27 protein-coding genes are annotated in these 26,866 nt (G+C 33.3%); 11 read left to right on the forward strand and 16 right to left on the reverse strand.

Annotated features, from left to right (window positions below; genetic code table 11):
- The first annotated feature begins 112 nt into the window (after nucleotides 1-112).
- The 5 genes from ACN0TY_RS06060 (at nucleotide 113) to ACN0TY_RS06080 (ending at nucleotide 3,166) form a co-directional block, all read left to right on the forward strand.
- Complete coding sequence (locus tag ACN0TY_RS06060; RefSeq protein ID WP_417443768.1) at nucleotides 113-1,432, forward strand: dipeptidase; 1,320 nt, start codon at nucleotides 113-115, stop codon at nucleotides 1,430-1,432.
- Between the two features lie 135 nt (nucleotides 1,433-1,567).
- Entirely contained in the window at nucleotides 1,568-1,864 is a 297-nt protein-coding gene (locus ACN0TY_RS06065; RefSeq protein ID WP_236958367.1) for a DUF3817 domain-containing protein, read from the forward strand.
- Between the two features lie 53 nt (nucleotides 1,865-1,917).
- Nucleotides 1,918-2,217: a thioredoxin gene (gene trxA, locus ACN0TY_RS06070; protein ID WP_236958366.1), complete on the forward strand. Its 300-nt coding sequence runs from the start codon at nucleotides 1,918-1,920 to the stop codon at nucleotides 2,215-2,217.
- 220 nt (nucleotides 2,218-2,437) lie between these two features.
- Nucleotides 2,438-2,743 (forward strand): ribosome hibernation-promoting factor, HPF/YfiA family, encoded by a 306-nt coding sequence (gene hpf / locus ACN0TY_RS06075; protein WP_417443769.1) that lies wholly within the window; start codon nucleotides 2,438-2,440, stop codon nucleotides 2,741-2,743.
- A 21-nt stretch (nucleotides 2,744-2,764) separates the two neighbouring features.
- A complete protein-coding gene (locus tag ACN0TY_RS06080; RefSeq protein WP_236958364.1) occupies nucleotides 2,765-3,166 on the forward strand; it encodes an arsenate reductase family protein in 402 nt (133 codons plus the stop codon).
- Between the two features lie 77 nt (nucleotides 3,167-3,243).
- On the opposite strand, the gene ACN0TY_RS06085 is transcribed toward ACN0TY_RS06080, so the two are convergent.
- The 13 genes from ACN0TY_RS06085 to ACN0TY_RS06145 all read right to left on the reverse strand — a co-directional run bounded on the left by ACN0TY_RS06085 (nucleotide 3,244) and on the right by ACN0TY_RS06145 (nucleotide 16,143).
- The gene (locus tag ACN0TY_RS06085) at nucleotides 3,244-3,498 is read right to left on the reverse strand and encodes a phosphopantetheine-binding protein (RefSeq protein ID WP_417443770.1); all 255 of its coding nucleotides are present in this window, start codon (nucleotides 3,496-3,498) and stop codon (nucleotides 3,244-3,246) included.
- 10 nt (nucleotides 3,499-3,508) lie between these two features.
- The gene (locus tag ACN0TY_RS06090) at nucleotides 3,509-4,783 is read right to left on the reverse strand and encodes a beta-ketoacyl-[acyl-carrier-protein] synthase family protein (RefSeq protein WP_417443771.1); all 1,275 of its coding nucleotides are present in this window, start codon (nucleotides 4,781-4,783) and stop codon (nucleotides 3,509-3,511) included.
- Nucleotides 4,773-5,243 (reverse strand): 3-hydroxyacyl-ACP dehydratase FabZ family protein, encoded by a 471-nt coding sequence (locus ACN0TY_RS06095; protein ID WP_417443772.1) that lies wholly within the window; start codon nucleotides 5,241-5,243, stop codon nucleotides 4,773-4,775. The genes ACN0TY_RS06090 and ACN0TY_RS06095 overlap by 11 nt, the downstream gene beginning before the upstream one ends.
- 14 nt (nucleotides 5,244-5,257) lie before the next feature.
- A complete protein-coding gene (locus ACN0TY_RS06100) occupies nucleotides 5,258-6,055 on the reverse strand; it encodes an SDR family oxidoreductase (protein ID WP_417443773.1) in 798 nt (265 codons plus the stop codon).
- Nucleotides 6,056-6,067: 12 nt separating this feature from the next.
- Nucleotides 6,068-7,123 (reverse strand): type III polyketide synthase, encoded by a 1,056-nt coding sequence (locus ACN0TY_RS06105; RefSeq protein ID WP_417443774.1) that lies wholly within the window; start codon nucleotides 7,121-7,123, stop codon nucleotides 6,068-6,070.
- 4 nt (nucleotides 7,124-7,127) lie between these two features.
- Nucleotides 7,128-7,847 (reverse strand): methyltransferase domain-containing protein, encoded by a 720-nt coding sequence (locus ACN0TY_RS06110; RefSeq protein ID WP_417443775.1) that lies wholly within the window; start codon nucleotides 7,845-7,847, stop codon nucleotides 7,128-7,130.
- Complete coding sequence (locus ACN0TY_RS06115; RefSeq protein ID WP_417443776.1) at nucleotides 7,844-8,983, reverse strand: NAD(P)/FAD-dependent oxidoreductase; 1,140 nt, start codon at nucleotides 8,981-8,983, stop codon at nucleotides 7,844-7,846. Before ACN0TY_RS06115 ends, ACN0TY_RS06110 begins: the two co-directional genes overlap by 4 nt.
- A 99-nt stretch (nucleotides 8,984-9,082) precedes the next feature.
- Nucleotides 9,083-9,688, reverse strand: coding sequence for a nitroreductase family protein (locus ACN0TY_RS06120; RefSeq protein WP_417443777.1), 606 nt, complete (start codon nucleotides 9,686-9,688; stop codon nucleotides 9,083-9,085).
- Nucleotides 9,689-9,698: 10 nt separating this feature from the next.
- On the reverse strand, nucleotides 9,699-11,669 hold the full coding sequence (locus ACN0TY_RS06125) for an aconitate hydratase (RefSeq protein WP_417443778.1): 1,971 nt from the start codon (nucleotides 11,667-11,669) through the stop codon (nucleotides 9,699-9,701).
- 198 nt (nucleotides 11,670-11,867) lie between these two features.
- A complete protein-coding gene (locus tag ACN0TY_RS06130; RefSeq protein ID WP_417443779.1) occupies nucleotides 11,868-12,731 on the reverse strand; it encodes a dienelactone hydrolase family protein in 864 nt (287 codons plus the stop codon).
- An 80-nt stretch (nucleotides 12,732-12,811) separates the two neighbouring features.
- Complete coding sequence (locus tag ACN0TY_RS06135) at nucleotides 12,812-13,498, reverse strand: OmpA family protein (RefSeq protein ID WP_236958353.1); 687 nt, start codon at nucleotides 13,496-13,498, stop codon at nucleotides 12,812-12,814.
- A 28-nt stretch (nucleotides 13,499-13,526) separates the two neighbouring features.
- On the reverse strand, nucleotides 13,527-14,027 hold the full coding sequence (locus tag ACN0TY_RS06140) for a lipocalin family protein (RefSeq protein ID WP_236958352.1): 501 nt from the start codon (nucleotides 14,025-14,027) through the stop codon (nucleotides 13,527-13,529).
- A gap of 112 nt (nucleotides 14,028-14,139) precedes the next feature.
- On the reverse strand, nucleotides 14,140-16,143 hold the full coding sequence (locus ACN0TY_RS06145; RefSeq protein WP_417443780.1) for an alpha-ketoacid dehydrogenase subunit alpha/beta: 2,004 nt from the start codon (nucleotides 16,141-16,143) through the stop codon (nucleotides 14,140-14,142).
- A 226-nt stretch (nucleotides 16,144-16,369) separates the two neighbouring features.
- Between ACN0TY_RS06145 and ACN0TY_RS06150 the strand changes: the two genes are divergently transcribed.
- From ACN0TY_RS06150 to ACN0TY_RS06170, 5 genes are all read left to right on the forward strand, one after another.
- A complete protein-coding gene (locus ACN0TY_RS06150) occupies nucleotides 16,370-17,320 on the forward strand; it encodes an isopenicillin N synthase family dioxygenase (protein WP_417443781.1) in 951 nt (316 codons plus the stop codon).
- Nucleotides 17,321-17,343: 23 nt separating this feature from the next.
- The gene (locus ACN0TY_RS06155) at nucleotides 17,344-17,673 is read left to right on the forward strand and encodes a translation initiation factor (protein ID WP_236958349.1); all 330 of its coding nucleotides are present in this window, start codon (nucleotides 17,344-17,346) and stop codon (nucleotides 17,671-17,673) included.
- A gap of 154 nt (nucleotides 17,674-17,827) precedes the next feature.
- The gene (locus ACN0TY_RS06160) at nucleotides 17,828-18,754 is read left to right on the forward strand and encodes a DUF1835 domain-containing protein (RefSeq protein WP_236958348.1); all 927 of its coding nucleotides are present in this window, start codon (nucleotides 17,828-17,830) and stop codon (nucleotides 18,752-18,754) included.
- A gap of 1 nt (nucleotide 18,755) precedes the next feature.
- Nucleotides 18,756-19,628 (forward strand): nucleoside phosphorylase, encoded by an 873-nt coding sequence (locus tag ACN0TY_RS06165; protein WP_417443782.1) that lies wholly within the window; start codon nucleotides 18,756-18,758, stop codon nucleotides 19,626-19,628.
- A gap of 186 nt (nucleotides 19,629-19,814) precedes the next feature.
- On the forward strand, nucleotides 19,815-20,663 hold the full coding sequence (locus ACN0TY_RS06170) for a substrate-binding domain-containing protein (RefSeq protein ID WP_417443783.1): 849 nt from the start codon (nucleotides 19,815-19,817) through the stop codon (nucleotides 20,661-20,663).
- Here ACN0TY_RS06170 and ACN0TY_RS06175 read toward each other — a convergent pair.
- Both ACN0TY_RS06175 and ACN0TY_RS06180 read right to left on the reverse strand, forming a co-directional pair.
- The gene (locus ACN0TY_RS06175; RefSeq protein ID WP_417443784.1) at nucleotides 20,653-21,318 is read right to left on the reverse strand and encodes a uracil-DNA glycosylase; all 666 of its coding nucleotides are present in this window, start codon (nucleotides 21,316-21,318) and stop codon (nucleotides 20,653-20,655) included. The two genes, ACN0TY_RS06170 and ACN0TY_RS06175, sit on opposite strands and share 11 nt — an antisense overlap.
- 27 nt (nucleotides 21,319-21,345) lie before the next feature.
- The gene (locus ACN0TY_RS06180; RefSeq protein ID WP_417443785.1) at nucleotides 21,346-23,466 is read right to left on the reverse strand and encodes a polysaccharide lyase 8 family protein; all 2,121 of its coding nucleotides are present in this window, start codon (nucleotides 23,464-23,466) and stop codon (nucleotides 21,346-21,348) included.
- 242 nt (nucleotides 23,467-23,708) lie between these two features.
- On the opposite strand from ACN0TY_RS06180, the gene ACN0TY_RS06185 reads away from it, so the two are divergent.
- The gene (locus ACN0TY_RS06185) at nucleotides 23,709-25,895 is read left to right on the forward strand and encodes an endonuclease MutS2 (protein WP_417443786.1); all 2,187 of its coding nucleotides are present in this window, start codon (nucleotides 23,709-23,711) and stop codon (nucleotides 25,893-25,895) included.
- 66 nt (nucleotides 25,896-25,961) lie between these two features.
- On the opposite strand, the gene ACN0TY_RS06190 is transcribed toward ACN0TY_RS06185, so the two are convergent.
- Nucleotides 25,962-26,738 (reverse strand): NYN domain-containing protein, encoded by a 777-nt coding sequence (locus ACN0TY_RS06190; protein ID WP_417443787.1) that lies wholly within the window; start codon nucleotides 26,736-26,738, stop codon nucleotides 25,962-25,964.
- Nucleotides 26,739-26,866 lie beyond the last annotated feature (128 nt).

Here is a 26,866-nt window from a genome sequence, read left to right on the forward strand (position 1 = left end):
TAAAATAGTGCTTTAAAAATTACATTTTCTTTATAAGTAGCCTTTCTTTCTACGGAAGATTTGGTAGGTTAAGTTTATAATTTTAATTTACGGAGCTATAAAACTAAAACTAATGATAAAAACTACACAATCCCTCTTAGCGCTACTTATTGCACTATCATTTTCATGTAAAAAAGCAGAAAATCCGACCCCTAAATCATCCTTATCAGAAGCTGAAATTACAGAGAAGGCAAAAGCTATTCAGCAAGAGGTAATCACGCTAGACACACATTGTGATTTCAATGTTAATAATTTCACCGATTCTATTAATTATACACAAAACCTAAATACACAGATTACGCTTCCTAAGATGAAAGAAGGTGGTTTAGATGTGGCTTGGTTCATCGTTTACACAGGGCAAGATTCACTAACAGAAAGCGGTTATAAGAAAGCTTATGAAAATGCAATGGCTAAGTTCAATGCAATCCATAAGTTATGTGAGGAAATTGCTCCCAATGAAATCGAATTGGCTTTAACTTCTGATGATGTTAGAAGAATTCATAAAAAAGGTAAAAAGGTGGCTATGATTGGGATTGAGAATGGATATCCTATCGGTACAGATATTAATAATGTAAAGAAATTTTACGATCTGGGAGGCCGTTATATGTCGCTTGCTCACCAAGGTCACAGTCAGTTAGCAGACTCTAATACAGGAGAGAAAGATGATACATGGCCTAATAATGGTTTAAGTGAATTAGGGAAGCAAGTAATTGCAGAAATGAATAAATATGGAATGATGATCGATGTTTCTCATCCTTCAAAAGAAGCTATGAAACAGATGATAGCGCTTACCAAAGCTCCAATTATAGCATCTCATTCTTCTGCTAGAGGCTTAAGTGATCACAGCAGAAATTTAGATGACGAGCAATTAGCGTGGCTTAAAGAAAATGGTGGCGTAGTGCAAACCGTAGCTTTTAGACCGTATGTAAATGTTATAAAAGACAGTATTTATAAGTCAAAATTAGAGGCTTTTAAGAAAGAAGCTAGAGCTAAAGCGGGTTATACAGAAGCAGAGCGTAAAAATGCTTTAGGTTTATCTGAAAATGATAGTGCCCTTTATTTTGACAAATATGAAGATTTTAAAAAGGGACTAGCAGAAAAAGTGGCTGCTTTTGAAGCAAATGAAAACCCTGTTGATGTTGCAGATTTTGTAGATCATATCGATTATTTGATTGAAAAAGTTGGCATTGATCATGTTGGAATCAGCTCCGATTTTGACGGTGGCGGAGGAATATATGGATGGAATGATGCTTCTGAAACTTTGAATGTTACAAAAGAGTTAGTTAGACGTGGTTATAGTAAAGAGGAAATTGAAAAATTATGGAGTGGAAACCTACTTCGTGTTTTAGATGAAGTACAAGAAGTAGCCAAAAAAATACAGGAAGAAGCTTAATGTTTACAAGCTTGATCATTAATTTCTTACTAAGACCGAATAAAGCAACGGTTATTTAGAAATAAACATACCTTTAACAACTTTAAAGCACCGAAACTCGTCTCGGTGCTTTATTTTTGTATTAAAATCAAACAAATGAATATCAAGAATTTTAGACTTATCAGTATATTAGAAGGGATTTCTTATTTATTATTATTTGGAATTACGATGCCATTAAAGTATTTAATGGATATGGGAGGTCCAAATAAAATTGTAGGTTACATACATGGAATCCTGTTCGTTACGTATGTAGTAATGGCTTTCGTATTTTTCAAAAGACTAAAATGGTCGTATAAAACCTTATTTATTGTTTTACTGTGTTCTATTATTCCATTCGGTACATTTTGGATGGAAAAGAAGTATTTGCATCCTGATAAAGTGCAAGGAAATTAGATTTCTGCCGACTAAAAGTTTGTTTTAATCGTATAAATACAAAAGACCTTAAAATGAAAAGTAGTTTTAAAGATATTATAGAAGTTAATAAACCTGTATTAATAGATTTTTATGCCGATTGGTGTGGCCCTTGTCAAACAATGATGCCTGTTTTAGATGAAGTAAAACAAGCTATGGGAAACAATATCAATATTATTAAAGTGAATGTTGATAAGAATCAAGAATTAGCAGGCAGATTTCAAGTTCGTGGAGTGCCTACTTTTATGATTTTTAAAGACGGAGCTTCAGTTTGGCGTCAATCGGGAATGATTTCTAAAAATGACTTGGTAAAAAAACTTACAGAACATTTATAATTCTTCCGTAGAAGGAATGTTTTTTATAGTCGCATTAAAAGTAATCTTATAATTAGGAACCCATTAATTTGTTGCCAAGCGTAACGATTTCATAAATTCTTATTAAAACGCAAAGTTTACTTCATCAGCATCGTTAATTTTAGTAATTTTAAGAAGGTTACTTCAAGAGAAAGAATTGAAGGAATATTAACTTCACTTTCGTGAATAAATACTAATAACTATGCAGATAAATTTTGAATACGACAACGTAGCTGCAAGCAGCCGTTTAGAAGAATTGGCAACAAAAAAAATCAATAAGCTTTTAGATAAGTATGATTTTATGGTTAGAGCTGATGTATTTTTTAAGACAGAAAATACCTCTTCTAAAAATACTGGGAAAATATGTAACATTCGTGTGAGCGTTCCTGGACCAAGATTATTCGCAGAAGCATCTCATGAGATATTCGAAATGTCTATAGCAGAAGCCACTGACGATCTCGATAAACAACTGAGAAAGAAGAAAGAAAAAATGCAGGCTAAACAATAAAAATAACATTACGTGGAAGAGATGAGTATCATAGCAACAGACGACCGACAAATAACATTTATATTCGACCCTAGCACAAAACTAGGTCGAGAATGCCAAGCGTATGCAGTTTCTTCGGAGGCAAAAGTACTGGCAATCGATTTAACTAAGACTAAAATTGCAGATACCGAATGGGTAGAAATTGCAAATAGAGTTGGAAAAACCGTTCCAGAACTTATTTCTAAAGAACACCCAGCATTTACAAACTTATTTGGTGAAAACGTCGAATTGGACGATACAGATGCATTGAAAGTGTTGAATAAACACCCAGAAACATTAGTATATCCAATAGCTATTAGAGGAGATAAAGCGGTTATGGCACATACCTTTTCTGATATATTAAAACTTATTAAGCCAGACTCTTCCGACATTAATATACCATAAGGTATTATGTAAAACATCTATAAAAGCGAATCTTAACCAATTAGGATTCGCTTTTTTTATTTGTAAAAGGCTAGCTATTACTGCTTCTCTTGCAGTTTTTTATCGATAATCAACAAAGCATCATTTACTGTTTCCATATTATTCATATCATCATTTTCAAGCATGATATCAAAAGTGTCTTCTACATCCAATACAATATCTACTAGATTTGCCGAGTTGATATTAAGTTCTTTAGTAAAATTACTTTCCGCAGTAATATCGTTTACAGAAACATCTTCAGGGAGATATACCTTTACGATATCCTTTAACTTTTCATAATGTTCGTTATTCATAGCGTAGGAATTATTTTATATACTTTTTAAAGATAACACATGCATTTACATCACCAAAACCAAAGCTAGCTTTTGCAATAATATTTGGCTGGTATGATATTGTTTTTTGCAAAACCTGCTTAGACTCTACTATTTTCGCTATTTCAGGATGCAAGTCTTCGCAATTAATATTTCCAAAAATCTTCCCTTCTTTAAATTGTAATACGGTAGCCACGCTTTCAATGCTACCTGCGGCAGCCAAGCAATGTCCAAACATGCTTTTAAATGAGTTTATATACGGAAAATCTTTTCCTACGCGCTCTAATGCCATGCTCCAGTTTTCAATTTCGAGCGAATCCTTTGCAGTTGCAGTAAGATGTCCGTTGATAGCATCAATGTCATTACTCTTAATGTTAGCATCTTTTATAGCATCAGTAATACACTTTTGTACTGCGATACTATTTGGAGCCGTCATAGTCCCTTCTCCCCTTTGTCCGCCGCTATTAACATTACCTCCGAGAATTTCGGCATAGATTGTTGCATTCCGTTCCAACGCACTTTCTAAAGATTCAATTACTAGTGCTCCAGCTCCACTTCCTGGAACAAATCCCGCTGCACTTTCACTCATCGGGCGGCTTGCTTGCATAGGATTATCATTAAATTTTCTTGGTAAGATTCGCATTGCATCAAAACCGCCCCATACATAAGGCCCACTGTCGGAACAGCTTCCCGTTAATATTCGTTTAGCTTTTCCCAATTTAATACGTTCATAGGCCATTAAAATACCTTCTGTGCCTGTGGTACAGGCAGATGAATTGGTTGTGACTAGATTTCCTGCTCCTATAATACCACCTAAATAGGCGCTTATACCACTCGCCATTGTTTGTAAAACGGTAGTGCTTCCCAATCGCCTTACATTGCCTTGATCTATTAAGTTGATGGAATCTCTAAACTTATCTACTCCTAAAATTCCGGTTCCAAATATAATTCCATCATCCCAATTAGGAGCATCGCCCTCTGAATACTCCAATCCAGCGTCTTTCCATGTATCAGTCCCTGCAATCACGCCATATACAATTCCACTAGCATTGAGTCCTCGAAGCTGTAAATCTGTAAAATATTCCTTTAATAACTCCTGGCTAACAGTTGGTTTCCCAGCAATTTGACAACCGAATTTCAAATCTGATAGTTCTTGATGAAAAGTAATTCCACTTTCTCCATTAACGAGCGAATTAGTAAAGTCATCAAGCCCTATCCCATTAGGAGCACATACGCCCATACCTGTTATAACAACTCTATTTTGCATCCGTATTATATTTTATCATCCCTGCAATCGTTCCTTTACAAACGAGTTCCTCTTTTTGATTATACATTTTTACTTCACATTTTAATTTATGAAAGCGATAATATATTTTTGAAGAAGTAACACGAACCTTTTCCGAAGGAAGCACAGGCTTATAAAACTCCATTTCAGAACTACTAAGTCCAATAGCAAGTGAATCATTTTCTATTAAAGTATTAGTTGATATAAAATTATATAAACCCATGCAAATCAATCCAATTTGCGCACAACACTCAGTTAAAATAACTCCAGGGGTTACAGGGTTGTTTTTAAAATGACCTTTATAAAAATAAGCTTCTTTAGAGAATGTGTAAGTTCCTTCTACAATGTTTTCAGAGATATTATTTATTTGATCTACAAATAAAAATGGCTCTTGATATGGTAGGTTTTCAAGGATTTTTTTTATGATTTGTTCCTTTCTCATGGTTCAGAATATATTTACTGAAGACTCTCGCCTCCATCTGCTTTAATTATAGTTCCAGTAATCCATTTAGCTTCTTCTCTACAAAGTAGTGAAACTACATTCGCAATATCTTTAGGGGTGGTTAATCGTCCATTTGGATTCCTTTCAATAGCATTCTTCTTTAATACATCGCTTCCAGGAATCATTTTAAAAGAATTAGTTTCTGTAATTCCCGCTTGTATACAATTTGCTTTGATTCCTAAAGGAGCAAATTCTAAAGCCATATTTCTATGAATAGCCTCTAAAGCAGCTTTGGCAGCAGATACCGCTGCATAATTTGCCCAAGCTCTAGCATTCCCTTCACTAGTAAAAGAGATAATACGAGTGTCTTCTGTAAAGAGATTTAAATCAATTATCAACTTTGTCCAATCGTACACACAAATTGCCATGGCATCTATTGTTAGATGAAAGTCTTGATTCTTTAAGGTAGGAGAATCATCAGAAATCATAGGTTTTAAATTCCCTTTTGCAATACTATTTACAAGCACTTTTATTTGCCCATTCTTAATTAATTCTTTAATTGCTTGAACGGTGCTATTTCTCTTTTCTGTATTAGTAGCATCAATATTAAAATTTTTAAAATGAATATTGTGAGAACGGATTTTATCAAATTCCGATTCAATCTTAGGGAAATCAGACTTCCTATCTCTATGAACAATAATGATATTATAGCCATCTTCTGCAAGCCTTTTTGCTGAAGCGAGTCCTAAGCCACTACTCCCTCCAAGAATTAGCGCCCAGAATTGAGGTTTTTTATTTAAATACTCTTTCATAATTTTCTTTTTTTACCATTCTAACAATACCCTTTGTGCAGAAAACCCTGGACCAAAACTTAGAACCAATCCTTGTTCTCCAGGTTGAATGTCCTTATCCATAAAGCGTTCTAAAACATAGAGAACCGTTGCGCTACTCATATTTCCATAAAGGCGAAGTGTCTCTCGTGTATCATCTATATTCTTACCAAGTTTACCAAATAGTTCTTCTACAGTTTGCACAATTTTCTTTCCTCCAGGATGAAAAATAAGATGGTCTACTTTTTCAATTGAAGTTCCATGTTTTTCTAAAAATGGATGTATGATTGAAGGGAAATGAGCTGCAATAGTATCTGGAACAGCTGGATCGAGAATCATTTTTAATCCATGATTGGTTAAATCAAAACCCATCATATGAGTTGCATCTTTAAAATGATACATCTCTTCTCCCATTATTTTTGGACCTATTGCATTTTCTTCAGAAGAAAGCAACACACAAGAAGCTCCATCACCAAAAATAGCAGCACTTACCATATTTGCCATCGAATAATCATCTAACTGAAAAGTAGCAGTTGGACTTTCTACAGCAACAATTGCAGCACGTTTACCAGGATTGGATTTTAAGAAATTAGAAGCATAGATAAGTCCGCTTACACCAGCGGCACAACCCATTTCTGTAACGGGAAGTCTAACAACATCTTGGCGTAACCCCAAGTTATTAATAAGATACGCATCTAGAGACGGAATCATAATTCCTGTGCAGCTAACAGTTATAATATAATCCAAAGAAGCTGCTTCCCAAGAAGCATTATCTAAAGCTTTTTTAAGCACATTTGTACCTAGTTTTTTTACTTCTCGGATATAAATATTGTTTTTGTCTTCAAAAGAAGTGTTTGTAAACACATCTTCGGCATCCATAATAGCATAACGCTTATCTACCGCAGCGCCTTCAAAAATCTTAATAACCTTACGTCTAAATCGCTCCTCTTGATTTGCTAACCAAACTTCAACTAAAGGCAAAATATCTTCCGTTCTACGCTGAAAAGCGGGTAATTCTTTGGCTACAGTTACTATTTTTACTTCTTTCATAAATTTAAATTGGTTTGGTTCTACGTATCACCCATAAATATCGGAATGCCCACTTCCATTTAATAATATTGGTTGTATCTGGTAAGTTATTTGCGAAATCTTGTAAATCGGACTTTATAAAGCCGCTTTTTATGGAAATTAAACCATCTTCTTTAGCTATTTTGGTCTTTATAAAAATAGCACTAAACAATTTAAATAGATAATAAGCGAGTTTACTTCTGTGTAAATCATTAATAATGACCCCAATTTTAGCAAGCTTTAGAAACTGATTTAAAAAAATAGGAATTTGAGGGTTTTTAAAATGATGCATGGTAAGCGTACATAATAAAATATCACATGGAAAATCTTTGGAATCTAACTTTAAAATATCTTGACAAGAATATGAAATATTGGAATATTCTTCAGATAAATTTCTAGCGATTTCAATCCCTTTTTCGCTTAAATCCACTCCTTTAAGTGTTAAAGTGGTTTTCTTATTACTGAAGTATTTTGCAATATCCCTAAGCATTTTTCCATCACCACATCCCATATCTACAATTACATAATGATCTTTAGAATACTGTTGCATAAGTGTTTCTATTGCTTTAATTGTTATTTTATTCCCACTTAACAATCGGTTTACAGTAGACAAGTCTTTTAAAACTTCTTGAAGCATAGAAGCGTCTAAGTTTGGATTGTCCATGGATTCTGGATCTTCACATCTTTTTGAAAAGTTAAGCATCATAAAATTGGTTTTCCATGTGTTTGTTTAATCATTTTATTCAGCAACCACGGAGAATTAGTAATCAATTTCATGCTTGCAGGGGCGATATGATTATTTAGAAGTATCTTTTGGAGCTGCCTTCCCATCCATAATCGAGATTTAAATTGTTTATTCCACTCTTTCTGATAACTTCTCTCTAATTCATTACGATTAAAGCTATTATTCTTAAAAAATGTATCAATTAATTCCGAAGCAATTTTAGCGCTATGTATAGCCATTGCCATTCCGTTACCACAAAGAGGATGAATCAATCCAGCTGTATCTCCACACATTAAAATATGATTGTAAACACTTTCTTTTTCTGAAAATGAAATCTGCGCGATACTCATTGGGTGTTCAAAAATGGGTTCAGCATCTTTTAGAAAGGTTGCAAGATTTTTATTCTTAGAAACTATGTTTTTATTAAACTCTTCAACTCCGTTTACACATTTAAAGCTTTTATAAGTAGTTAAGTAACAAAAATTAACGGCTCCTGTTTCTGTTTTAGACAATCCGCCATATCCACCTTTAAAACTATGTAAAGCAACCAAATCATCTGGGAAAACATCATATTTATAATGCGCTTTGATTCCCAACCATGAAGATTTTTTATTTATAAAGCTTCTATCCAGTTGTTTATCTAAATAGTCTCTTTTCCCATACGCTCCAATAGCAATTTTAGAGTTATAGGTGCCTGATTTTGTGGTGACTTGAAAAGTATTTGAATTAAAAGTTACTGATTTAACCGCTTCAAAAAGAAAGTCTACATTATTGGAGATTGCTTTTTTATAGAGTAAATCATCAAAGGCATATCTGCTGATACCTATACCACCCAAAGGAAGCTTAGTTTCAATACGACTCCCGTTTTCTGTTGTTATTTGAAGTCTTTCAATTGTTTTTGACTCCATATTTTTAAAAGAAACATTCAAGTATTCTAAATAAGGAAGAATTTCATTCGAGACATATTCCCCACATACTTTGTGATGAGGAAAAGTATTTTTCTCAAAGACAAGCACTTTATAATTCAGTTTTGATAAGTGAATAGCTGCTGTTAAGCCCGCCAATCCCCCACCGATTACAATTACATCATATATTTGTGTACCAACTATTTTTCGCACGTAATTTGCCTTATTTGAATTACTTAAATATAGTGTAAAAAAAATCCCGAGAATTATATTTCTCAGGATTTTATAGCGTTTACAAAACAATTATTCTATTTATTTCTTCCAACTGTCTTTAAAGGCAAAATCTTTTTGAGGAACACGTGTTCTCTCACTTTTTTCCATATCTAGCAGATTGTCATTTAATTTACTAAAGTCTCCCCCGTAATATCCTAATGCAATAGCCGTAGAAACGTGGTAGCCTTTTGGAATTTTAAAAACTTTTTGAGCTTTCTCCCAATCGATTCCAGCCATTTGATGCACTCCTATATTCATGTATTGTGCTTGTACGCACATATTCCCTACCGCAAGTCCTAAATCGTGTAATGCATGAAAATTCGGTTTTCCATCATCGGTATTTTCTTTATAAGCTGTAATCATTAATAAAGGAGCGTTTACCACCCAACTTTTATTAAAATCACTTAAGCAATCTACTATTTTATCATAAGTATCACTTCCTTTTTCGGCATACATAAACCGCCAAGGCTGCATATTATTAGAGCTTGGCGCCCATCTAGCAGCTTCAAAAAGCTGTTTTATTTCGCTTTCAGGCAATTTATCTTCTTTAAACACTCTTGGACTCCAGCGCATTTTTAAGAGCGCATAAATCTCATGATTTGTTTTGGCAATTTTATCTAAATGTAATTGTTCTAATGGTGTCATAGTTATTTTTTTATGATGCTAGTTTTTCTTTAAAATCGTTTATAATCCCTCCTTTAAGGATTAAATTAATCTGACGCTCACTCATTGTATGTTTTACAAGAAATTCTTCTTCCTTATTTTCATAGGAAACAATAACCCGAATAGGGTTTCTATTTTGAACATCTTCTTTTAAGTTTTTAAAAGTTACCATCGCATTTTGATGGATTTTGTCATAATCATCAAGATTGATAAATTCTAGTGGTAAAATCCCGAAATTGACAAGATTCTGCCATGCTATACGTGCATAACTCTTAGCAATTACAGCTACTTGACCTAAATATTTTGGTGCTATTGCAGCGTGCTCTCTACTACTTCCTTGCGCATAATTTTCTCCAGCCACCACTATATGTCCGCCATACTGATTCTTAGCTTCCATAGCGCGGTCGTAGAATGTTTCGTCGATCACAGTATATGAAAACTTGCTGATTTCTGGAATATTACTTCTAAATGGCAATACCTCTGCTCCTGCTTTTAAAATTTCATCTGTAGAAACATTATCTTTCATTTTTAAAACTACAGGAATCTTGTAACTATCTTTTAAAGCTTCAATATGCGGTAGCGCCTTAATGTTTGGTCCCTTTTTAAGACTCAAATTCTCCCCATTTTCTGGAGGAGCAACCAACATATCTGTATTTATAATATCCATTTCTGGAGCCTCATAAATAGGATATTTCATATTGTATAGTTTCTCTATATCTCTAGGATCTGTAATTTTTCCTGTTAATGCTGAAGCTGCAGCAGTTTCTGGGCTACATAGGTGTACTTGATCGTCTTTGGTTCCAGAGCGATCTGGGAAATTACGAGGCATCGTTCGCAAACTAATCGTTCCGCTTGCAGGAGCTTGTCCCATTCCGATGCATCCCATACAACCCGATTGATGAAATCTAGCGCCAGCTTTTATCAAATTGGCAAAAGCTCTATTATCAATCATGTTCTGAATAATTTGTCGAGAAGTAGGATTGATATCAAAAGACACCTCTGGATTTATAGATTTATCTTTTACAATAGCTCCGGCTATCCAAAAGTCTCTTAATCCAGGGTTTGCAGAAGATCCAATTACTACCTGACTAATACTTTTCCCTTCAACTTCTCGTACAGGAACTACATTCCCAGGACTAGTTGGTAAAGCTATAAGAGGAACTAATTCATCTAGAATAATTTCATCCTCAGAATCATACTCACAGCCTTCATCAGCAATTAATTCCTTCCAATCATCTTCTCGATCCTGAGATTTCAGAAAGCGTTTGGTTTCTTCATCACTAGGGAAAACCGTTGTTGTGGCTCCTAATTCGGCACCCATATTGGCAATAACATGTCTATCCATTGCGCTTAGGTGTTGTAATCCATCACCATAATATTCTATGATTTTTCCGACGCCACCTTTAACATCATAACGTCTTAACATCTCTAGAATTACATCTTTTGCGCTGACCCAATCAGGGAGTTTTCCGGTTAGCTTTACTCCCATAACTTGAGGCATTTTAACAAAATAAGGCTGGCCAGCAATGGCAGCAGCCACATCTAGTCCACCAGTACCAATAGCTAGCATCCCTAAAGAACCAGCTGCTGGGGTATGACTATCTGAACCTACTAAAGTTTTACCAGGTTTACCGAAACGTTCCATATGAACAGGGTGGCTCACTCCATTTCCTGGACGGCTATACCATATTCCGAATTTTTGAGCTGCAGAATGTAGAAAGAGATGATCATCTGCATTTTTAAAATCTGTTTGTAAAAGGTTGTGGTCTACATACTGAACGGCAACTTCTGTTTTGGCAGTATCTAAACCCATGGCTTCTAATTCAAGTTGCACCAATGTTCCCGTGGCATCTTGAAGTAGCGCTTGATCTATCTTAATTCCTATTTCACTCCCTGGAGTCATCTCTCCTTGAAGCAAATGTGACTTTATGAGTTTCTGAGCTACATTTAAGGGTTTATCCATTAGTTGAATTTTTAGGTTTATTTGATTTATCTAACCTATAAGTTACAATTGTTTTAAGAGGTAACCATATGTTTTAATGGACTTTAACGAGGATTAAGATTTTTTAACAGAATCAATTCAATGTAAAACAAAAAATCCGAGCGCGAACTCGGATTTAATGATTGTTAATGTGTTTGTATTAAACTTTAATTCTAAAGATTAAAAAACTTCATTTAGGAGCTTCTTCAGTTCCTCCCAAGATTTCTCATCAGCTTGTTTATTATACGCCAATGGCAAATCAAATTTCTTACCTAAAGAATCTGCATCTTTGCTTGTAAATGCATGTACAGCATCTTCATAAGCTATATACTCATAATCGGCATTCACACTATCCATTGCTTTTGTGTAATTAATAATAGACTCTTCAGAAACGAAAGGATCTTCGGCACCATTACACACCAATATTTTTGCTTTTATATCTTCTGATGGCATTACAGGAAGTTGAACTCCACTATGAAAAGCAGCGACAGCATCTAAATCTTCGCCCATGTTTGCCATTGTTAAAACTACACTTCCTCCGAAGCAGTAACCTATCGCAGCAATTTTCTCTTGATCTACATGAGGATTGTTTTTTAGCACAGACAAAGCAGCATCAAATCTAGCTTTAGCTACATCTATATTTTTCATTACCATTCCTGCAAACTTCCCTGCGTCATCTGGATGTTGGGCTTGTTTACCATCTCCATACATATCTACAGCCAATGCTACATATCCTAATTCTGCTAATTTATCTGCTCTTTCACGACTGTATTTGTTGTGTCCCCACCATTCGTGAACAACCAATATTCCAGGCCTTTTTCCTTCTAATTCTGGATTGTAAGAAATATACCCTTTCATTGTTGTGGAATCGGTTTTATAACTTACTTCCTCCCCTTGCACTACTGTAGCTTTAGGTTCATCTTGAGGAATTTCTATTTCAGGCTCATTTATTACCCCTTCTTTTTCTTTCTTTTGATCTTTACAACCCAACGCGACAATTATTATACCGATGAGTATTAAAATTCTAATGTTTCTAATCTTCATGAAGTTTAAGTTTTAAATTAGTTTCAAAACAAAAAAGTCCGATTACTTAAAATCGGACTTAAAATTATAATATAATATGATTACTGAGTTTTAGCATCCTGAATCATTTCATCACTTGCTACAATACCAAGTTCTACACGTCTGTTTTTAACACGTCCTTCTTCAGTATTATTATCAAATTTAGGCTGTGTTTCTCCGTACCATTTTGTTGTCATTCTAGATGAAGAAACTCCATTAGCTTGAAGAAAACTAGCTACAGACTTAGCTCTTTTTTCAGAAAGAGAAAGGTTGTATGAATCGGCTCCAGAACTATCTGTATGTCCTTCGATCAAAATATTTGTATCATCATACTCTACAAATACTTCAGCCATTTTTCTAAGTGTTTCTTGACCTTCAGCAGAGATATCAGCAGAATTCAATTGGAATTTAACACCGCTATTTTCATCAAAAGTAACATTAATACCTTCTCCAATTCTAGTAACTTCAGCACCAGGAATTGCTTCCTCAATAGCTTCTGCGTTTCTATCCATTTTGTTCCCAATTCTATTACCAACAGCACCACCAACGGCTGCTCCAATAATAGCTCCTAAGACAGAATTATTTCCATCTCCTACGTTATTTCCAATGATTCCTCCAATTGCAGCACCAGAACCAGCCCCTATTGCAGTTCCTCTCTGTTTATTATTGGAGTTCTGTATAGCCTCACAACTAACTAGCATTAATAATGAAGTTAATACAATACTACTTTTTAATATGATTCTTTTCATAATGATGTTGATATAGTTTTTTTATTAATTATCTAAGTGATGCTATTTTTGTGAATTCGTAAACTACAGTTACGGAACCATTATCTACAGCAGCATCGGCTGAGATTACCATTTTTTCTGGTGATAAAGAATTGATTTGGAATACATAACCATATCCTCCTCCAATATCATTTTTCTTCTCATCAGTAAATTTAAATTGAAATTTTGTTGGATTTCCATTCGCGTCGTCTTGAATAGACCAACGGATATTACGTTGACCAGGAGCACAACTTCCGGGTTCTAAGATATTGTAAAATCCTGTGCTATTATTAGAACGGAAAAACCATTCGCTACCTCTGAAGCACTTTGCTGAAACATCGTTAAATAATATAGATTTAAAATACCCTTCGTTATTCTGATAATCTATATTGGTCAATTTCCAAGTACCATCTAAGGATTTACGATTATCTCTGTTTTCTTTGCTCAAGCTCCCGCATGAGGTTAAAACGAAAGACATCAATAGTATAAAAATATACGCCTTATTTTTCATGTTGTTTTAGTTTATAGTATATAATAATTTATCTATTTACTAAGATAATAAAAATGCTGTTGAAAATAAGTATTATCTTGTTAAATTAACAAAACATTAATTCGTAAATATTCTAAAAATCTAGCAGTTCATACAGTGATTTTTCAAGCTTAGATTTAGCTAAAAACTGATTTTCCAACGACTTAGCAAATGGAATCGGAGTATCTAAACTAGCGACCCTTTTTATGGGAGCATCTAAATAAGTAAAACAATTTTCTGTAATCATTGCTGAAATATCACTAGAAATACCACCAAACAAGGTATCTTCTTGTAAAATTAGTGCACGTCCTGTTTTTTTAACTGAATTATATATAGTCTCTGTATCTAAAGGCGAAAGCGTTCGTAAATCAATAATTTCAACTGATAAATCATTAGCACCCTCTAAAAGATCTAAGGCCCAGTGGACACCACTTCCATAGGTTATAATTGTTGCTTTATCGCCTTCCCTCACTATTTTAGCTTTCCCTATTGGAGTATTGTAATATCCTTCTGGAACCTCTTGAGAGATGCTTCTGTACAATCCTTTATGCTCAAAAAACATGACAGGATTGGGATCGTTTATTGCTGAAATCAATAATCCTTTTGCATCCTCTGGAAAAGCGGGATAAACTACTTTTAATCCAGGTGTTTTTGTAAACCAAGCTTCATTAGATTGTGAATGAAAAGGTCCCGCTCCCACACCACCGCCACAGGGCATTCTGATAACAACATCTGCCTTCTGTTCCCATCGGTAATATGATTTTGCTAAGTAATTTACTATTGGATTAAAGCCACTAGAAGCAAAATCTGCAAACTGCATTTCTACGACAGCCTTCATCCCGTTAATAGAGAGTCCCATAGCGGTAGAAACAATCCCAGATTCGCAAATTGGCGTGTTTCTTATTCTATCTGCTCCAAATTGCTCAACAAAACCTTCTGTAACCTTAAAAACTCCTCCATAATCGGCGATATCTTGTCCCATAATAACGAGGTCATTATGCTTTAGCATACTCTCCTTTAAACCATCTGAAACAGCATCTACAAATCGGATATTTTTTTTAGTCTGATTCGGATTAACTTCTTCATTTTGAAACGTATGAAATATACTACTTAATTCTTTTGATTCAGTAGAAGAAATTTCTTTTTCTGCGCTTGAAATCTGTAAATTCTCATCTATTTCCGATTGTATTTTACTTCGATAAGATTCTTCAGTAGCAACAGATAAAACTTCTTCATTAAATAAGTATTCTCTATAATTTAATAATGGGTCTTTAGTTCCCCATTCAGCAATTAAATCTTCAGGCACATATTTAATTCCACTTGCTTCCTCATGTCCACGCATCCTAAAAGTCTTAAACTCTAATAAAACAGGACGTGGTTCATTTCTTATGCTTTCGGCAATATCTTTGACTTTTTTGTAAACTTCTAAGATATTGTTTCCTTCAATTATATGAGATTCCATTCCATAACCTACACCTTTATCAGCAATATTTATACACTTATATTGTTCTGAAGTGGGCGTTGAGAGTCCATAACCGTTATTTTCAACGCAAAACATCACAGGTAACGACCAAACGGAAGCAATATTCAGTGCCTCATGAAAATCACCTTCACTTGTACCCCCTTCTCCCGTAAAAACAGCTGTTACCTTTTTTTCATTCCTTAATTTATGTGCTAAAGCAATTCCATCTGCAACACCTAATTGTGGCCCCAAATGAGAAATCATTCCAACAATCTTATATTCTTGAGTTCCGAAGTGGAAACTACGATCCCTCCCATTGGTAAAACCATTTGCTTTTCCTTGCCACTGTGAAAAAAGCCTGTTTAAAGGGATCTCTCTTGTTGTAAACACCCCTAAATTTCTGTGCATCGGAAGAATATACTCATCAGTATTTAAAGACATTGTTACACCTACAGCAATGGCTTCCTGCCCTATTCCACTAAACCACTTAGAAACTTTTCCTTGTCTTAGCAAAACCAGCATCTTTTCTTCTATCATTCTAGACTTCAACATATTTCGATACAATAAAAGAAGCGTTTCAGAATCTATGTCTTGTCTATTATAATCAAAAAAGGTACTCATGGATGTATCATTCATATTAAACACATTTGTATCAAATGTAGAAAAATAACAATAAGCATCCTATAAATTTTAATTCTCAAAAAGCATAATTTCAAGGATAGTAAAGACAATCAGCAATAAACAATTCAACAATTAATAAACCTTGATTTCTATAAAAAATACTAAGCCGAATTATTAAATAATCATAATTCGCTACATTTGTTAGATATCTCAGGCTTATGCCGTATAAAATTGTATAAAAATGAATAAGATACCAAGTGTAGATTTAGGCGATTTTCTTTCTGAAGATCCAAATCGTAAGCAGAAATTTATAGCTGAAATAGGTAAAGCATATGAAGAGATAGGTTTTGTGGCTTTAAAAGGTCATTTCCTGTCTGAAAAGTTGATTGACAACTTATATGCTGAGATAAAGAAATTCTTTGACCTCCCGAGTGAAGTTAAAGACAAATATGAGATTGAAGGTATTGGAGGACAAAGAGGATATACTTCTTTTGGAAAAGAACATGCTAAAGGAAAAAAAGAAGGCGATTTAAAGGAGTTTTGGCATTTTGGACAATATGTAGAAGATGATGCTAAACTAGCAGAGGAATATCCAGATAACGTACAAGTAAAAGAGCTTCCAAGTTTTAATGAAGTAGGGAAAGAAACTTATAAGCAGTTAGAGAAAACAGCAAAGTATGTTTTAAGAGCTTTGGCGCTTCATTTAGATTTAGACGAAGTTTATTTTGATAAATATATTAAGAATGGAAACTCTATTCTCAGACCAATCCACTATCCTCCAATTAAAGAAGAACCAAAAAATGCAGTAAGAGCAGCAGCTCATGGGGATATAAATTTAATAACCTTGTTAATGGGTGCGCAAGGAAGAGGATTGCAAGTTCAAAATCATGAAGGAGAATGGATTGATGCTATTGCAGCGCCAGACGAATTAATGATTAACGTTGGGGATATGCTTTCTAGACATACTAACAACAAGTTGAAATCTACAATTCATCAAGTAATAAACCCGCCTAAAGAACTTTGGGGTACTTCTAGATATTCTGTTCCATTTTTTATGCATCCTGTAAGCGACATGCCTTTAAATGTTTTGGAAAACTGTATAGATGAAGACCATCCTAAATTATATGATGATATTACTTCTGGAGAATTTCTTCATGAGCGTTTAATAGAATTGGGATTAATTAAAAAGTAATTTTTTAAGAATACAATATTATAATGGACATACAAGATCAGCTTAAAAACTTATTTCCAGATCATGAGTTTCAAGAAGAACCACAAAAAGAAGATGGAAAAGATGAGATCTGGATGCAAGATGAACCGTTGCTTTGTAAATACGAAAAGCGAAAAGGAAAACCTATCACTATAATTGATGGCTATACTGGCGCTACCGAGGATTTTAAAAAATTGGCCAAAGAATTAAAAACAAAATTGAGTGTTGGAGGTTCCTTTAAGGATGATAAAATAATTATCCAAGGAGACTATAGAGATAAAATAATGACTATGCTAAAAGAAAAAGGCTTTAAGGTTAAACGTGTTGGTGGTTAGCAGTTTATCGATAACTTTAGCAATAGCAGTACTTACCGTAAAATGTATTTCTATATCAAATAATATGTTAGTTCTAACGTTATAGAATTAATACATATTTTATTGTTTTTTAACCCTTAATTAATACATTTACATTCCTCTAACCTATATTAAAATGGCAAATACACTACATATTACAAACGGAGACAGCTTTACTGCTGTTTTAAATAAGTTAAATATTTCTGGTGATATTATTACATGGCGAGAAATGCTATGTGAAGGAAAAACTACTAATGAAGTTGGTAGTGAAACCTTTTGGCGTCACCGATATGAGTATCTTAATAGGGCTTATAAAATCACGAAAGACACTTTTATAAATAGGACTTTAAAAGAGTACAGAAATCTTTGTAATCAGAAAAGTCAAGAAGAAATTGTATTGTGGTTTGATAGCGATCTCTTTTGTCAGGTAAATATGATTGCTGTTATTAGTTGGCTTAAGAAAAACCGCAAAGAAGCAGCTATTTTCTTAGCCTATCCAGATGATAATATAGATTCTCTTAACGGACTTTCTACATTGAGCAATGACAAGCTAAAAGAAGTATACGAGAATAAGGTTCTGCTCTCTAAAGATGATATTGAGTATGGTGATTATATTTGGCAACTCTATTGCGAGAACAATCCTATCCGACTTCAAAATGCTATAAAACAAAATAAGAGTCAGCTTATATTTCTTTCTGAAGCTATGGAAGCTCATATTCATAGATTTCCGAGTTTAAAAAATGGTTTAAACGAATTAGAGAACTTGATGCTTCAAAAAAGTATTGATACCAAGTTAGCTTCTAAAGAAGAAATAGTCAATGAAATGCTACGTAGCCAAGGTATTTATGGATTTGGAGATATGCAGTTTACTAAAATGGCAAATAATTTAAGACCATTATTTAGATCTTTTAATCCAGTAAAACTTACCAAAACAGGCGTTAAAGTAGCTGAAAAAATAGAGAATTACTATCCAAACATAAGAAGCGATAAGGAGTATTTAGGAGGAACACCAAAATATTCCTTTTTGTTTTTAGAAGAGGAAGGTCAATTACTAAAATTATAGAATGAGTAAAATTGCTGAATCTGAATTAATACTAAATGAAGATGGTAGTATTTACCATTTAAATTTACTTCCAGAAGATATTGCAAATACAATTATTACTGTTGGTGACCCAGAGAGAGTAGCTACCGTTTCCCAATATTTTGATCGTATAGAATTAAAAAAAGGAAAGAGAGAGTTTGTAACTCATACGGGGTATCTTAATAATAAAAGAATTTCAGTAGTTTCTACAGGTATTGGAACAGATAATATAGATATTGTATTCAATGAATTAGATGCTTTAGTAAATATCGATTTTAAAACTCGTACTGTTAAAAACAAGCTGCAATCATTAGAGATTGTAAGGATTGGAACTAGTGGATCTATACAGACTGAGATTCCTACAGACAGCTTTTTAATGAGTGAGTATGCAGTTGGTTTCGATAGTTTACTTCACTTTTATAGAAGTGAACATATTCAGCATCCAGATATTCAGCAAGAAATTATAAAACATACAGATTGGTCAGATCAAAAGTCTACTCCCTATGTTGTTGCTTATAACAAAGAATTAGGGAGTAAACTTATGAGTGATAAAATTCATCTTGGATTTACAGCTACCAATGTAGGTTTTTATGGTCCACAATCAAGAAAATTACGCTTAGATACTCAAGATCCGTTGCTAAATGACAAACTTGCTTCCTTTAACTATAAAGGATTTAGGGTAACAAATTTAGAAATGGAAACTGCTGGAATCTACGGGTTAGCACAATTATTAGGTCATAAAGCAGTTTCTATGAATTGTATTATTGCGAATCGACCAAATGGAAGCTTTTCTGAGAATCCTACGCTAGCTACAGAAAATTTAATTAAATATACACTAGAGAAACTCTCTTTATAACTCAACAAGTATTTTAGTTTAACTACTGTTTTCAACTAGAAAGCACTTATTTCCTAGTTTATCAATTTTATTTTCTGAAGGAATAAAAACAAATATTACATTTACACCAACAATAAATCACACCGCCTATTTTTAGTTACATGCTTTATGCAAAATTATTAGAACATAACGTAAAGGATTTTTAAGATGAAAAAAGTAAAAATTGTAGGAGTTCCAGAACATTTCAACTTGCCTTGGCATCTTGCTATCGAAGACGGAGCTTTTGAAAATAGAGGGATCGATTTAGAATGGACAGATATTCCTGAAGGGACTGGAAAAATGTGTAATATGCTTCGTGAAGGAGAAACTGATATTGCCATTATTCTAACTGAAGGGATCATCAAAGATATTGTAGGTGGAAATCCATCTAAAATAGTACAAGTTTTTGTACAATCACCTTTGTATTGGGGAATTCATACAGCTGGTAAAGCTCCTTATAAAAAGATCGAAGATTTAAAAGGGAAAACTACCGCTATTTCTAGATATGGAAGTGGGAGTCACTTAATGGCCTATGTTAACGCAGATAATAATGGTTGGAACACCAACGATTTAAAATTTGAAGTAGTTAATAATCTAGATGGTGCTATTGAAGCTCTATCAAATGGTACTGTCGATTATTTTATGTGGGAGCATTTTACAACGAAGCCTATTGTTGATAAAGGGATTTTTAAAAGAATTGGAGACTGCCCTACTCCATGGCCTTGCTTTGTAATTGCTGCTACTGATGAGATTTTAAAAAAGAATCCTTCGATTGTGGAGCATATTCTAGAGGTAATAAATGTTTATACTGAAGATTTTAAAGATATACCAAGTATCGATAGAATGCTAGCCAATAGATATGAGCAGAAAATTGAAGATATCCAAGAATGGCTTTCCATTACACGTTGGAGTCAAGAAGCTATAAACCCGATTACGGTCAAAAATGTACAAGAACAATTACAGCGATTGACTATTATAGAGAAAAGCCTGCCTTATTCTCAAATAGCTACCAAATAATAGGTTTCTTACCATTTTTAAGAAGAATTTCATTGCATTTACTGAAGTGACGATTCCCAAACCAGTACCCGCGATTTGCGCTTAATGGGGAGGGATGTCCTGAAGTAAGTACATGGTGTTTTTTAGTATCGATGAGTTTTATTTTCTTTTTAGCAAAACCTCCCCAAAGTAAAAAAATAATATCCTCTCGATTATCTGAAATAGTTTTTATAATAGTATCAGTAAAAACTTCCCATCCCTTTTTCTGATGACTTCCAGCATCATGCTCTCGCACGGTTAGCGTAGCGTTTAATAACAATACTCCTTGCTCAGCCCATGATTCTAGATTTCCACTTTCTGGATAATCCTTATTAATGTCTGTTTCTAACTCTTTAAAAATATTTATTAACGAAGGAGGATGTTTTATTCCATCATGAACCGAAAAACAGAGTCCATTTGCTTGATTTGGTCCATGATAAGGGTCTTGACCAATAATTACTACTTTAGTATCATTAAAAGCACAATAATTAAAAGCTGCAAAAATCTCATTTTCTGCTGGGTAACAAACATGGTTAGCATATTCTTCTTTCACAAAGGAAACCAATTCTTTAAAATATTCTTTGCTAAACTCCCCTTTTAATTGCTCTTTCCAAGTATCGTTAATAGCTATTTCCATAGTTAGATAATTTTTGAAGTTTTCTTATTAGAAAAACACAGGAGTATTACTATCTATTACAAACGGTAAACTTGAACCCGCGTAATTTCCTGTAGGTAAATTTAAGGTTAATACTCTAGATTTTTTAATTTCAGGAAGCTTTGCTATCAGTTTAATTGCTGCTTGTTGCTGACTAGGGTCAGCAATAGAAATATTTACATAAGGAGTTTTAATATTCTTTAGCAATAATACACAAGGCTTATCCACCGCTATATTTACATCCTTATAATTTAATTTATTTGGTGTATAAAATATTACTTCCATAACATCAAGTTTCTTATTATAAACTGCCTGAATATCTTTAGAATTTTCAACAATAACTATATTCTCGCTATCATATTTCTGTATTGAATTAATATCCTTGTTAGGCATAACAATATAGCTATAAGTAGCATTTTTAGGTTTCACTCCATGATCCAACCATAATGTAAAAACAGTCTCACTAACCATATCTTTAGACCGATTTTTATTAATCTCATACCAATTTCCAGTTTGAGATCCATTAGTAAATCTTACGTTTCCATGATCAGGAAAAAAATAAGCGATTTTATCATGCAGTATCCAATCTATGTTATCGTACGTGTTATTGTTTCCATTTGGAACAGTGGAAGTTTTATTATTCTCTGATATAATAATAGAACCATCTAAATAACACTGATTTATAGTGGTTAGAATTTTCTCATCTGCGGTAGCATTAATTCCGCTTCCTAAGCATACGATTTCCTCCTCAAAAAAGAACCAACCTTTCTTAGCTTCAGTATTAAAATCCTTCATAATATATGTTGTTGCGCCATAAATACTATCTGTAACACCTCCGGTAAACTCAGAAGTTCCCAAAACAGACCATTGATGACGAATTGGAATATTAGAAACTTGAGGTGCAGTGACTCCAGGTATTTTATTCCATTGCCAAACAGGAAAAATATTATAATATTCATCACCATCTACACGGATAGAAGTGGCTCCTTCAGCTAAAAAATAACCTTTTAAATTTGCTTTATTTCCATTTTCCGATTTTGACGTTCTGGTAGAAGAAGTTCGCACAGAAAATGCATACGACGGATCGTTATGAAGTGTAAAATCTGATTCCCAAAATTGAGTATGTCGTTTTTTAACATCATAACTTGGAGGTTGAGACTCATTGAATCTCGAAATCAATACATCATACTTATTAGCATTTTCAGCATCAATTAATTTTAATTTCTCTAATGTACCAGTAAAACCCTCATTGCTCAAGGTATTTTTATTTGCAATACCTCTTCCTGTAACACTAAAATCCATATATTTTCCTCTGTGAACACCTGCATAAGTATTCAAAACAAACTTAGATAAGATCTTCAATTTTGTTCCTGATAAAGCATAAGAAGTGCCTTGTAAATATGAAGCTACCTGCAACTCAGTATTTACAAGAACCGAACCGTAACCTCCAATATATATTTGAGGTCCATGCTGCTGATAAGAATAATCATATTGAATTCCTTCTTTATTAGTGAATGCCAAAGGAATAAATGACTGTGTGGCTCCAATATTAATAATTTCAGGGTCGTTTAATAAACACCCACGATAGATAAAATGCAAGGCAATATCTAATTTATTAGCGCCAGTTTTCTTAAAAACATCTCCCCTATTTAATTTTTTAATTAATCTTGCTTCAAGTGACTCATCAATTTGTCTTGATCCTTTTCTTAAAGCAATTAATAAGTGACCTAATTTTTTAGGAACAGCAATTTCATTAAACCACCAGTTCTTACTTATTGGATTTAGATTATCCCAAAATTTTAAAGCTAGCTCTATGGTATTAAAAAGCTTTACATCTTCAAAATAAGTACTCTCAGGAATAGTATAAGCATTACTTAATACTGCAATTCGTTCTATATGCTGTACTGGCTGCCATTTCGTTCTTTCAATCATTTTATAATCGATATCATCCCAAGTACCATCACTCTTAATTTTTTTTAATAACTCAGCAACGGATTGATCCAATTCATCAATACTTTTTATACTATTTCTATTCTCATTTCTAATATTAGTCATTATAATATCAGAATCTTGTTGAGCTGATAAATTAAAAGATAGTAAGATTAGTAGTGGCAATAAGTATATTTTCATGTAAGGTGGTTTAATTAGATCAACAAAAATATAAGAATTAATAAGCTTTTAATATTTGAAACATTGTTTTTTAATCTTTATATACGCAGTTTTTATAAAAAAATCTTTTTTTCTGTTGAATAATACAATAATCTTAAAAAATAGATAAATGTTTAAATCCTATATCTATTTTTAATCTAGACCATAAATCCAAATTAGTATGTAAATTTGCATAAATCCTAAAGTATTCGGATCTAAATTATATGAATAAAATACATAAGAAGACATTACAAGACCTTGAATTTTCTAAAGTGCTAGCACAAGTATCAGAACTTTGTAGTACAGATTTAGGAAAGGAAAGTGCTTTAAAAATAACTCCATATAGAACAAAAGAATCTTTATTAGAGTCGCTTCATTTAACAAATGAATATCTAGCTTCTTTTGAAAATAATAATAGCATTCCTCATCATTATTTTGAAGCTATCATAAAAGAGATTCAACTCTTAAAAATTGAGAACACACTTATTGAAGTTGAGGGTTTTAGAAGAGTATCAGCTATTTCTACTGCTGTGAACACTCATATTTTGTTTTATAAAAAGTTTAATGACTACTACCCTACTTTAAACAAAACTGCTCAAAAAATTCATTTTACAAAAGAGATTCAGCAAAAAGTAGATGAAGTTATAGATCGTTTTGGGGAGATTAAAGATGACGCTACGCCTGCATTATATAATATCCGTAGAGAAATGAATAGTGTACGCGCAAAGATTAATCAAAGTTTTGCAAGTGCTTTGAGTAGTTATTCTTCAGCGGGGCTTTTGGATGATATTAGAGAAACCGTTGTTGATAATCGCCGTGTTTTAGCGGTAAAATCAATGTATAGAAAGCGTGTTAAAGGCGCTATTATGGGGAATTCCAAAACTGGAAGCATTGTATATATAGAGCCAGAAGCTACAAGACAATACAGTAGAGATCTTAATAATCTTGAGTATGATGAGAAAGAAGAGATTCATAAAATATTAAAAGAACTCACCAACTTTCTTCGCCCCTATAGAAAACTATTAATCGACTACCAAGAGTTTTTATGTCTTGTAGATGTTGTTGCTGCCAAAGCAAAATATGCTGATAAAATGAATGCGTTATTACCTGAAATTACAGAGAAACGCTATTTTAATATTATTGATGCCTACCATCCACTCCTTTTCTTAACAAATAAAGCAAAGCGTGAAAAGACCTATCCGCAGACGATAGAATTACACCAAGAGAATAGAATTATCGTTATTTCTGGGCCTAATGCAGGAGGAAAAAGTATTACGCTAAAAACGGTTGGCCTTTTACAGGTTATGCTTCAAAGTGGATTATTAGTTCCCGTTCATGAGCGCAGTGTAATGTGTCTTTTTGATAATGTATTGACTGATATTGGTGATAATCAATCCATAGAAAACCATTTAAGTACGTATAGCTATAGATTAAAGAATATGAATTTCTTTTTGCGGAAATGTAATAAAGAAACACTCTTCTTAATCGATGAATTTGGAACGGGAAGTGATCCAGAATTGGGAGGTGCTTTAGCCGAAATATTTTTAGAGGTTTTTTATGAACGTGAGGCATTTGGTATTATTACCACTCATTATGCGAATCTAAAATTACTAGCAAACGAACTTCCCCATGCTACTAATGCAAATATGAGATTTGATAATCGGACTCTAGAACCTGTATTTAAGCTTGTTCTTGGAGAAGCTGGAAGTTCTTTTACTTTTGAAGTAGCTCAAAAAAATGGAATCCCATATAGTTTAATAAATCGTGCTAAAAAGAAAGTAGAAAGCGGAAAAGTTCGTTTTGATGCAACTATTGCTAAGCTTCAAAAGCAGCGTAATAAGATGGAAAAAACTTCTACAAATCTTAAAGAGGAAGAAGTTAAAGCCAGAGATGAGGCTAAGCGTTTAGAAGAACTAAATGCTAAAATTAAAGCTAAACTGGAGAACTATCAGCAATTATATGATCATAATCAGCGAATGATTTATTTAGGAAATAAGATCAATGATATTTCTGAAAGTTATTTTATCAATAAAAAGAAACGTCCGTTGGTATCAGAATTCCTAAGAATTGTAGAAACGGAAAATTCCAAACGGAAGAGAGAGTCTGCTTCTAAGAAAAAAGAAGAGCGCGCTAAGAAAATGGCTGTTGAAGCAGAAGTTCAGAAGGAAGTTAAAGTAATTCGCGAGAAAAAGAAAAAGGAAAAAATAGAGAAAGCTAAAGAGCCCGAAAAACCAAAACACATTTTAAGAATTGGAGATAGGGTACGCTTAATTGGAAGTAAATCTGTTGGTACACTCGATAAAATAGAAAAGGGAAAAGCACTTGTTAATTATGGTATGTTTACAACTAGTTCTGACTTAGATAAATTAGAATTGGTTGAAGCAAAAGGACTTTCTAAAAAGAAAAAATAATTATTTTAGTGTTATAAAACTTGTAAGCAGAAATCAGGTAGGGGCTTTAAAACCCCTCCTATTTTTTTATTTAATCTTTATCAGCGGGTGGTTTAACCCTCCTACTTCATTCTTGAGAACCTCATATTTATCTAAATTCTCAAATAACTTGGTTAAACTTTTAAAACCATAACTTCGAGGGTCAAAACTAGGATCTATCTTTCTAATGTTAGCTCCTAACTTAGAAATATGTGCCTCTTCTTCTTCATTTAAAGAAATTTCAAAAGCCTTTGCTATAGTTGCCAAATCTTCTTTAGAAAATTTAGGTTTGGAAGCTACGGGCTTAGCTTTTTCTGTATGGTGTTCTTCTTGTTTTGGTTTGGATTTGTGCTTTTCTGAAGCATCTCTTGCTACCAAATTCTCAGTAAATGTAAATACCTCGCAAGATTTCACAAATGCTTGTGGAGTTTTCTTCTCTCCAATTCCCATAACAAAAAGTCCTTCTTCTCGAATCCTTTTTGCTAGCCCTGTATAATCACTATCGCTAGAGACAATACAAAAACCATCAATATTCTTACCATGTAAAATATCCATAGCATCAATAATCAAAGATCCATCCGTAGAATTTTTACCTGTAGTATATGAAAACTTCTGAATGGGACTTATAGAATGTTGATTGATAATCGCCTTCCAGCTATTCATTTGTTGTGAAGTCCAATCTCCGTAAATCCTTCTTATAGTAGCCTTTCCATATTTAGAAACCTCTTCTAAAATTTCTTTTATCAATTTAGGTTGAGCATTATCACCATCTATTAAAACGGCTATATTAAATTTACTTTCTATCATTTTAGAGTTTGGAATCATTCACTTAGTATTTACTGAATTAAATCTGCAGTAATTTACGGATTTTTTATAGAAGTTAATATTATAATTCTTACACTTTATAAATGTCATTTATAATAAGATCTTAACAAGAACTAAACTATATTTGA

The sequence above is a fragment of the Joostella sp. genome (genome assembly GCF_048266025.1).
In the GTDB taxonomy this organism is placed as follows: Bacteria; Bacteroidota; Bacteroidia; order Flavobacteriales; family Flavobacteriaceae; genus Galbibacter; species Galbibacter atrarenae.

Coding starts and splice junctions, on each gene's coding strand:
- ACN0TY_RS06180 (WP_417443785.1), bottom strand. CDS start 23,466: ATGAAAATATACTTATTGCCACTACTAATCTTACTATCTTTTAATTTA.
- hpf (WP_417443769.1), top strand. CDS start 2,438: ATGCAGATAAATTTTGAATACGACAACGTAGCTGCAAGCAGCCGTTTA.
- ACN0TY_RS06125 (WP_417443778.1), bottom strand. CDS start 11,669: ATGGATAAACCCTTAAATGTAGCTCAGAAACTCATAAAGTCACATTTG.
- ACN0TY_RS06090 (WP_417443771.1), bottom strand. CDS start 4,783: ATGCAAAATAGAGTTGTTATAACAGGTATGGGCGTATGTGCTCCTAAT.
- trxA (WP_236958366.1), top strand. CDS start 1,918: ATGAAAAGTAGTTTTAAAGATATTATAGAAGTTAATAAACCTGTATTA.
- ACN0TY_RS06100 (WP_417443773.1), bottom strand. CDS start 6,055: ATGAAAGAGTATTTAAATAAAAAACCTCAATTCTGGGCGCTAATTCTT.
- ACN0TY_RS06095 (WP_417443772.1), bottom strand. CDS start 5,243: ATGAGAAAGGAACAAATCATAAAAAAAATCCTTGAAAACCTACCATAT.
- ACN0TY_RS06145 (WP_417443780.1), bottom strand. CDS start 16,143: ATGAATGATACATCCATGAGTACCTTTTTTGATTATAATAGACAAGAC.
- ACN0TY_RS06175 (WP_417443784.1), bottom strand. CDS start 21,318: ATGGAAATAGCTATTAACGATACTTGGAAAGAGCAATTAAAAGGGGAG.
- ACN0TY_RS06140 (WP_236958352.1), bottom strand. CDS start 14,027: ATGAAAAATAAGGCGTATATTTTTATACTATTGATGTCTTTCGTTTTA.
- ACN0TY_RS06080 (WP_236958364.1), top strand. CDS start 2,765: ATGAGTATCATAGCAACAGACGACCGACAAATAACATTTATATTCGAC.
- ACN0TY_RS06065 (WP_236958367.1), top strand. CDS start 1,568: ATGAATATCAAGAATTTTAGACTTATCAGTATATTAGAAGGGATTTCT.
- ACN0TY_RS06060 (WP_417443768.1), top strand. CDS start 113: ATGATAAAAACTACACAATCCCTCTTAGCGCTACTTATTGCACTATCA.
- ACN0TY_RS06130 (WP_417443779.1), bottom strand. CDS start 12,731: ATGAAGATTAGAAACATTAGAATTTTAATACTCATCGGTATAATAATT.
- ACN0TY_RS06160 (WP_236958348.1), top strand. CDS start 17,828: ATGGCAAATACACTACATATTACAAACGGAGACAGCTTTACTGCTGTT.
- ACN0TY_RS06085 (WP_417443770.1), bottom strand. CDS start 3,498: ATGAATAACGAACATTATGAAAAGTTAAAGGATATCGTAAAGGTATAT.
- ACN0TY_RS06190 (WP_417443787.1), bottom strand. CDS start 26,738: ATGATTCCAAACTCTAAAATGATAGAAAGTAAATTTAATATAGCCGTT.
- ACN0TY_RS06170 (WP_417443783.1), top strand. CDS start 19,815: ATGAAAAAAGTAAAAATTGTAGGAGTTCCAGAACATTTCAACTTGCCT.
- ACN0TY_RS06105 (WP_417443774.1), bottom strand. CDS start 7,123: ATGAAAGAAGTAAAAATAGTAACTGTAGCCAAAGAATTACCCGCTTTT.
- ACN0TY_RS06135 (WP_236958353.1), bottom strand. CDS start 13,498: ATGAAAAGAATCATATTAAAAAGTAGTATTGTATTAACTTCATTATTA.
- ACN0TY_RS06150 (WP_417443781.1), top strand. CDS start 16,370: ATGAATAAGATACCAAGTGTAGATTTAGGCGATTTTCTTTCTGAAGAT.
- ACN0TY_RS06165 (WP_417443782.1), top strand. CDS start 18,756: ATGAGTAAAATTGCTGAATCTGAATTAATACTAAATGAAGATGGTAGT.
- ACN0TY_RS06120 (WP_417443777.1), bottom strand. CDS start 9,688: ATGACACCATTAGAACAATTACATTTAGATAAAATTGCCAAAACAAAT.
- ACN0TY_RS06110 (WP_417443775.1), bottom strand. CDS start 7,847: ATGATGCTTAACTTTTCAAAAAGATGTGAAGATCCAGAATCCATGGAC.
- ACN0TY_RS06155 (WP_236958349.1), top strand. CDS start 17,344: ATGGACATACAAGATCAGCTTAAAAACTTATTTCCAGATCATGAGTTT.
- ACN0TY_RS06185 (WP_417443786.1), top strand. CDS start 23,709: ATGAATAAAATACATAAGAAGACATTACAAGACCTTGAATTTTCTAAA.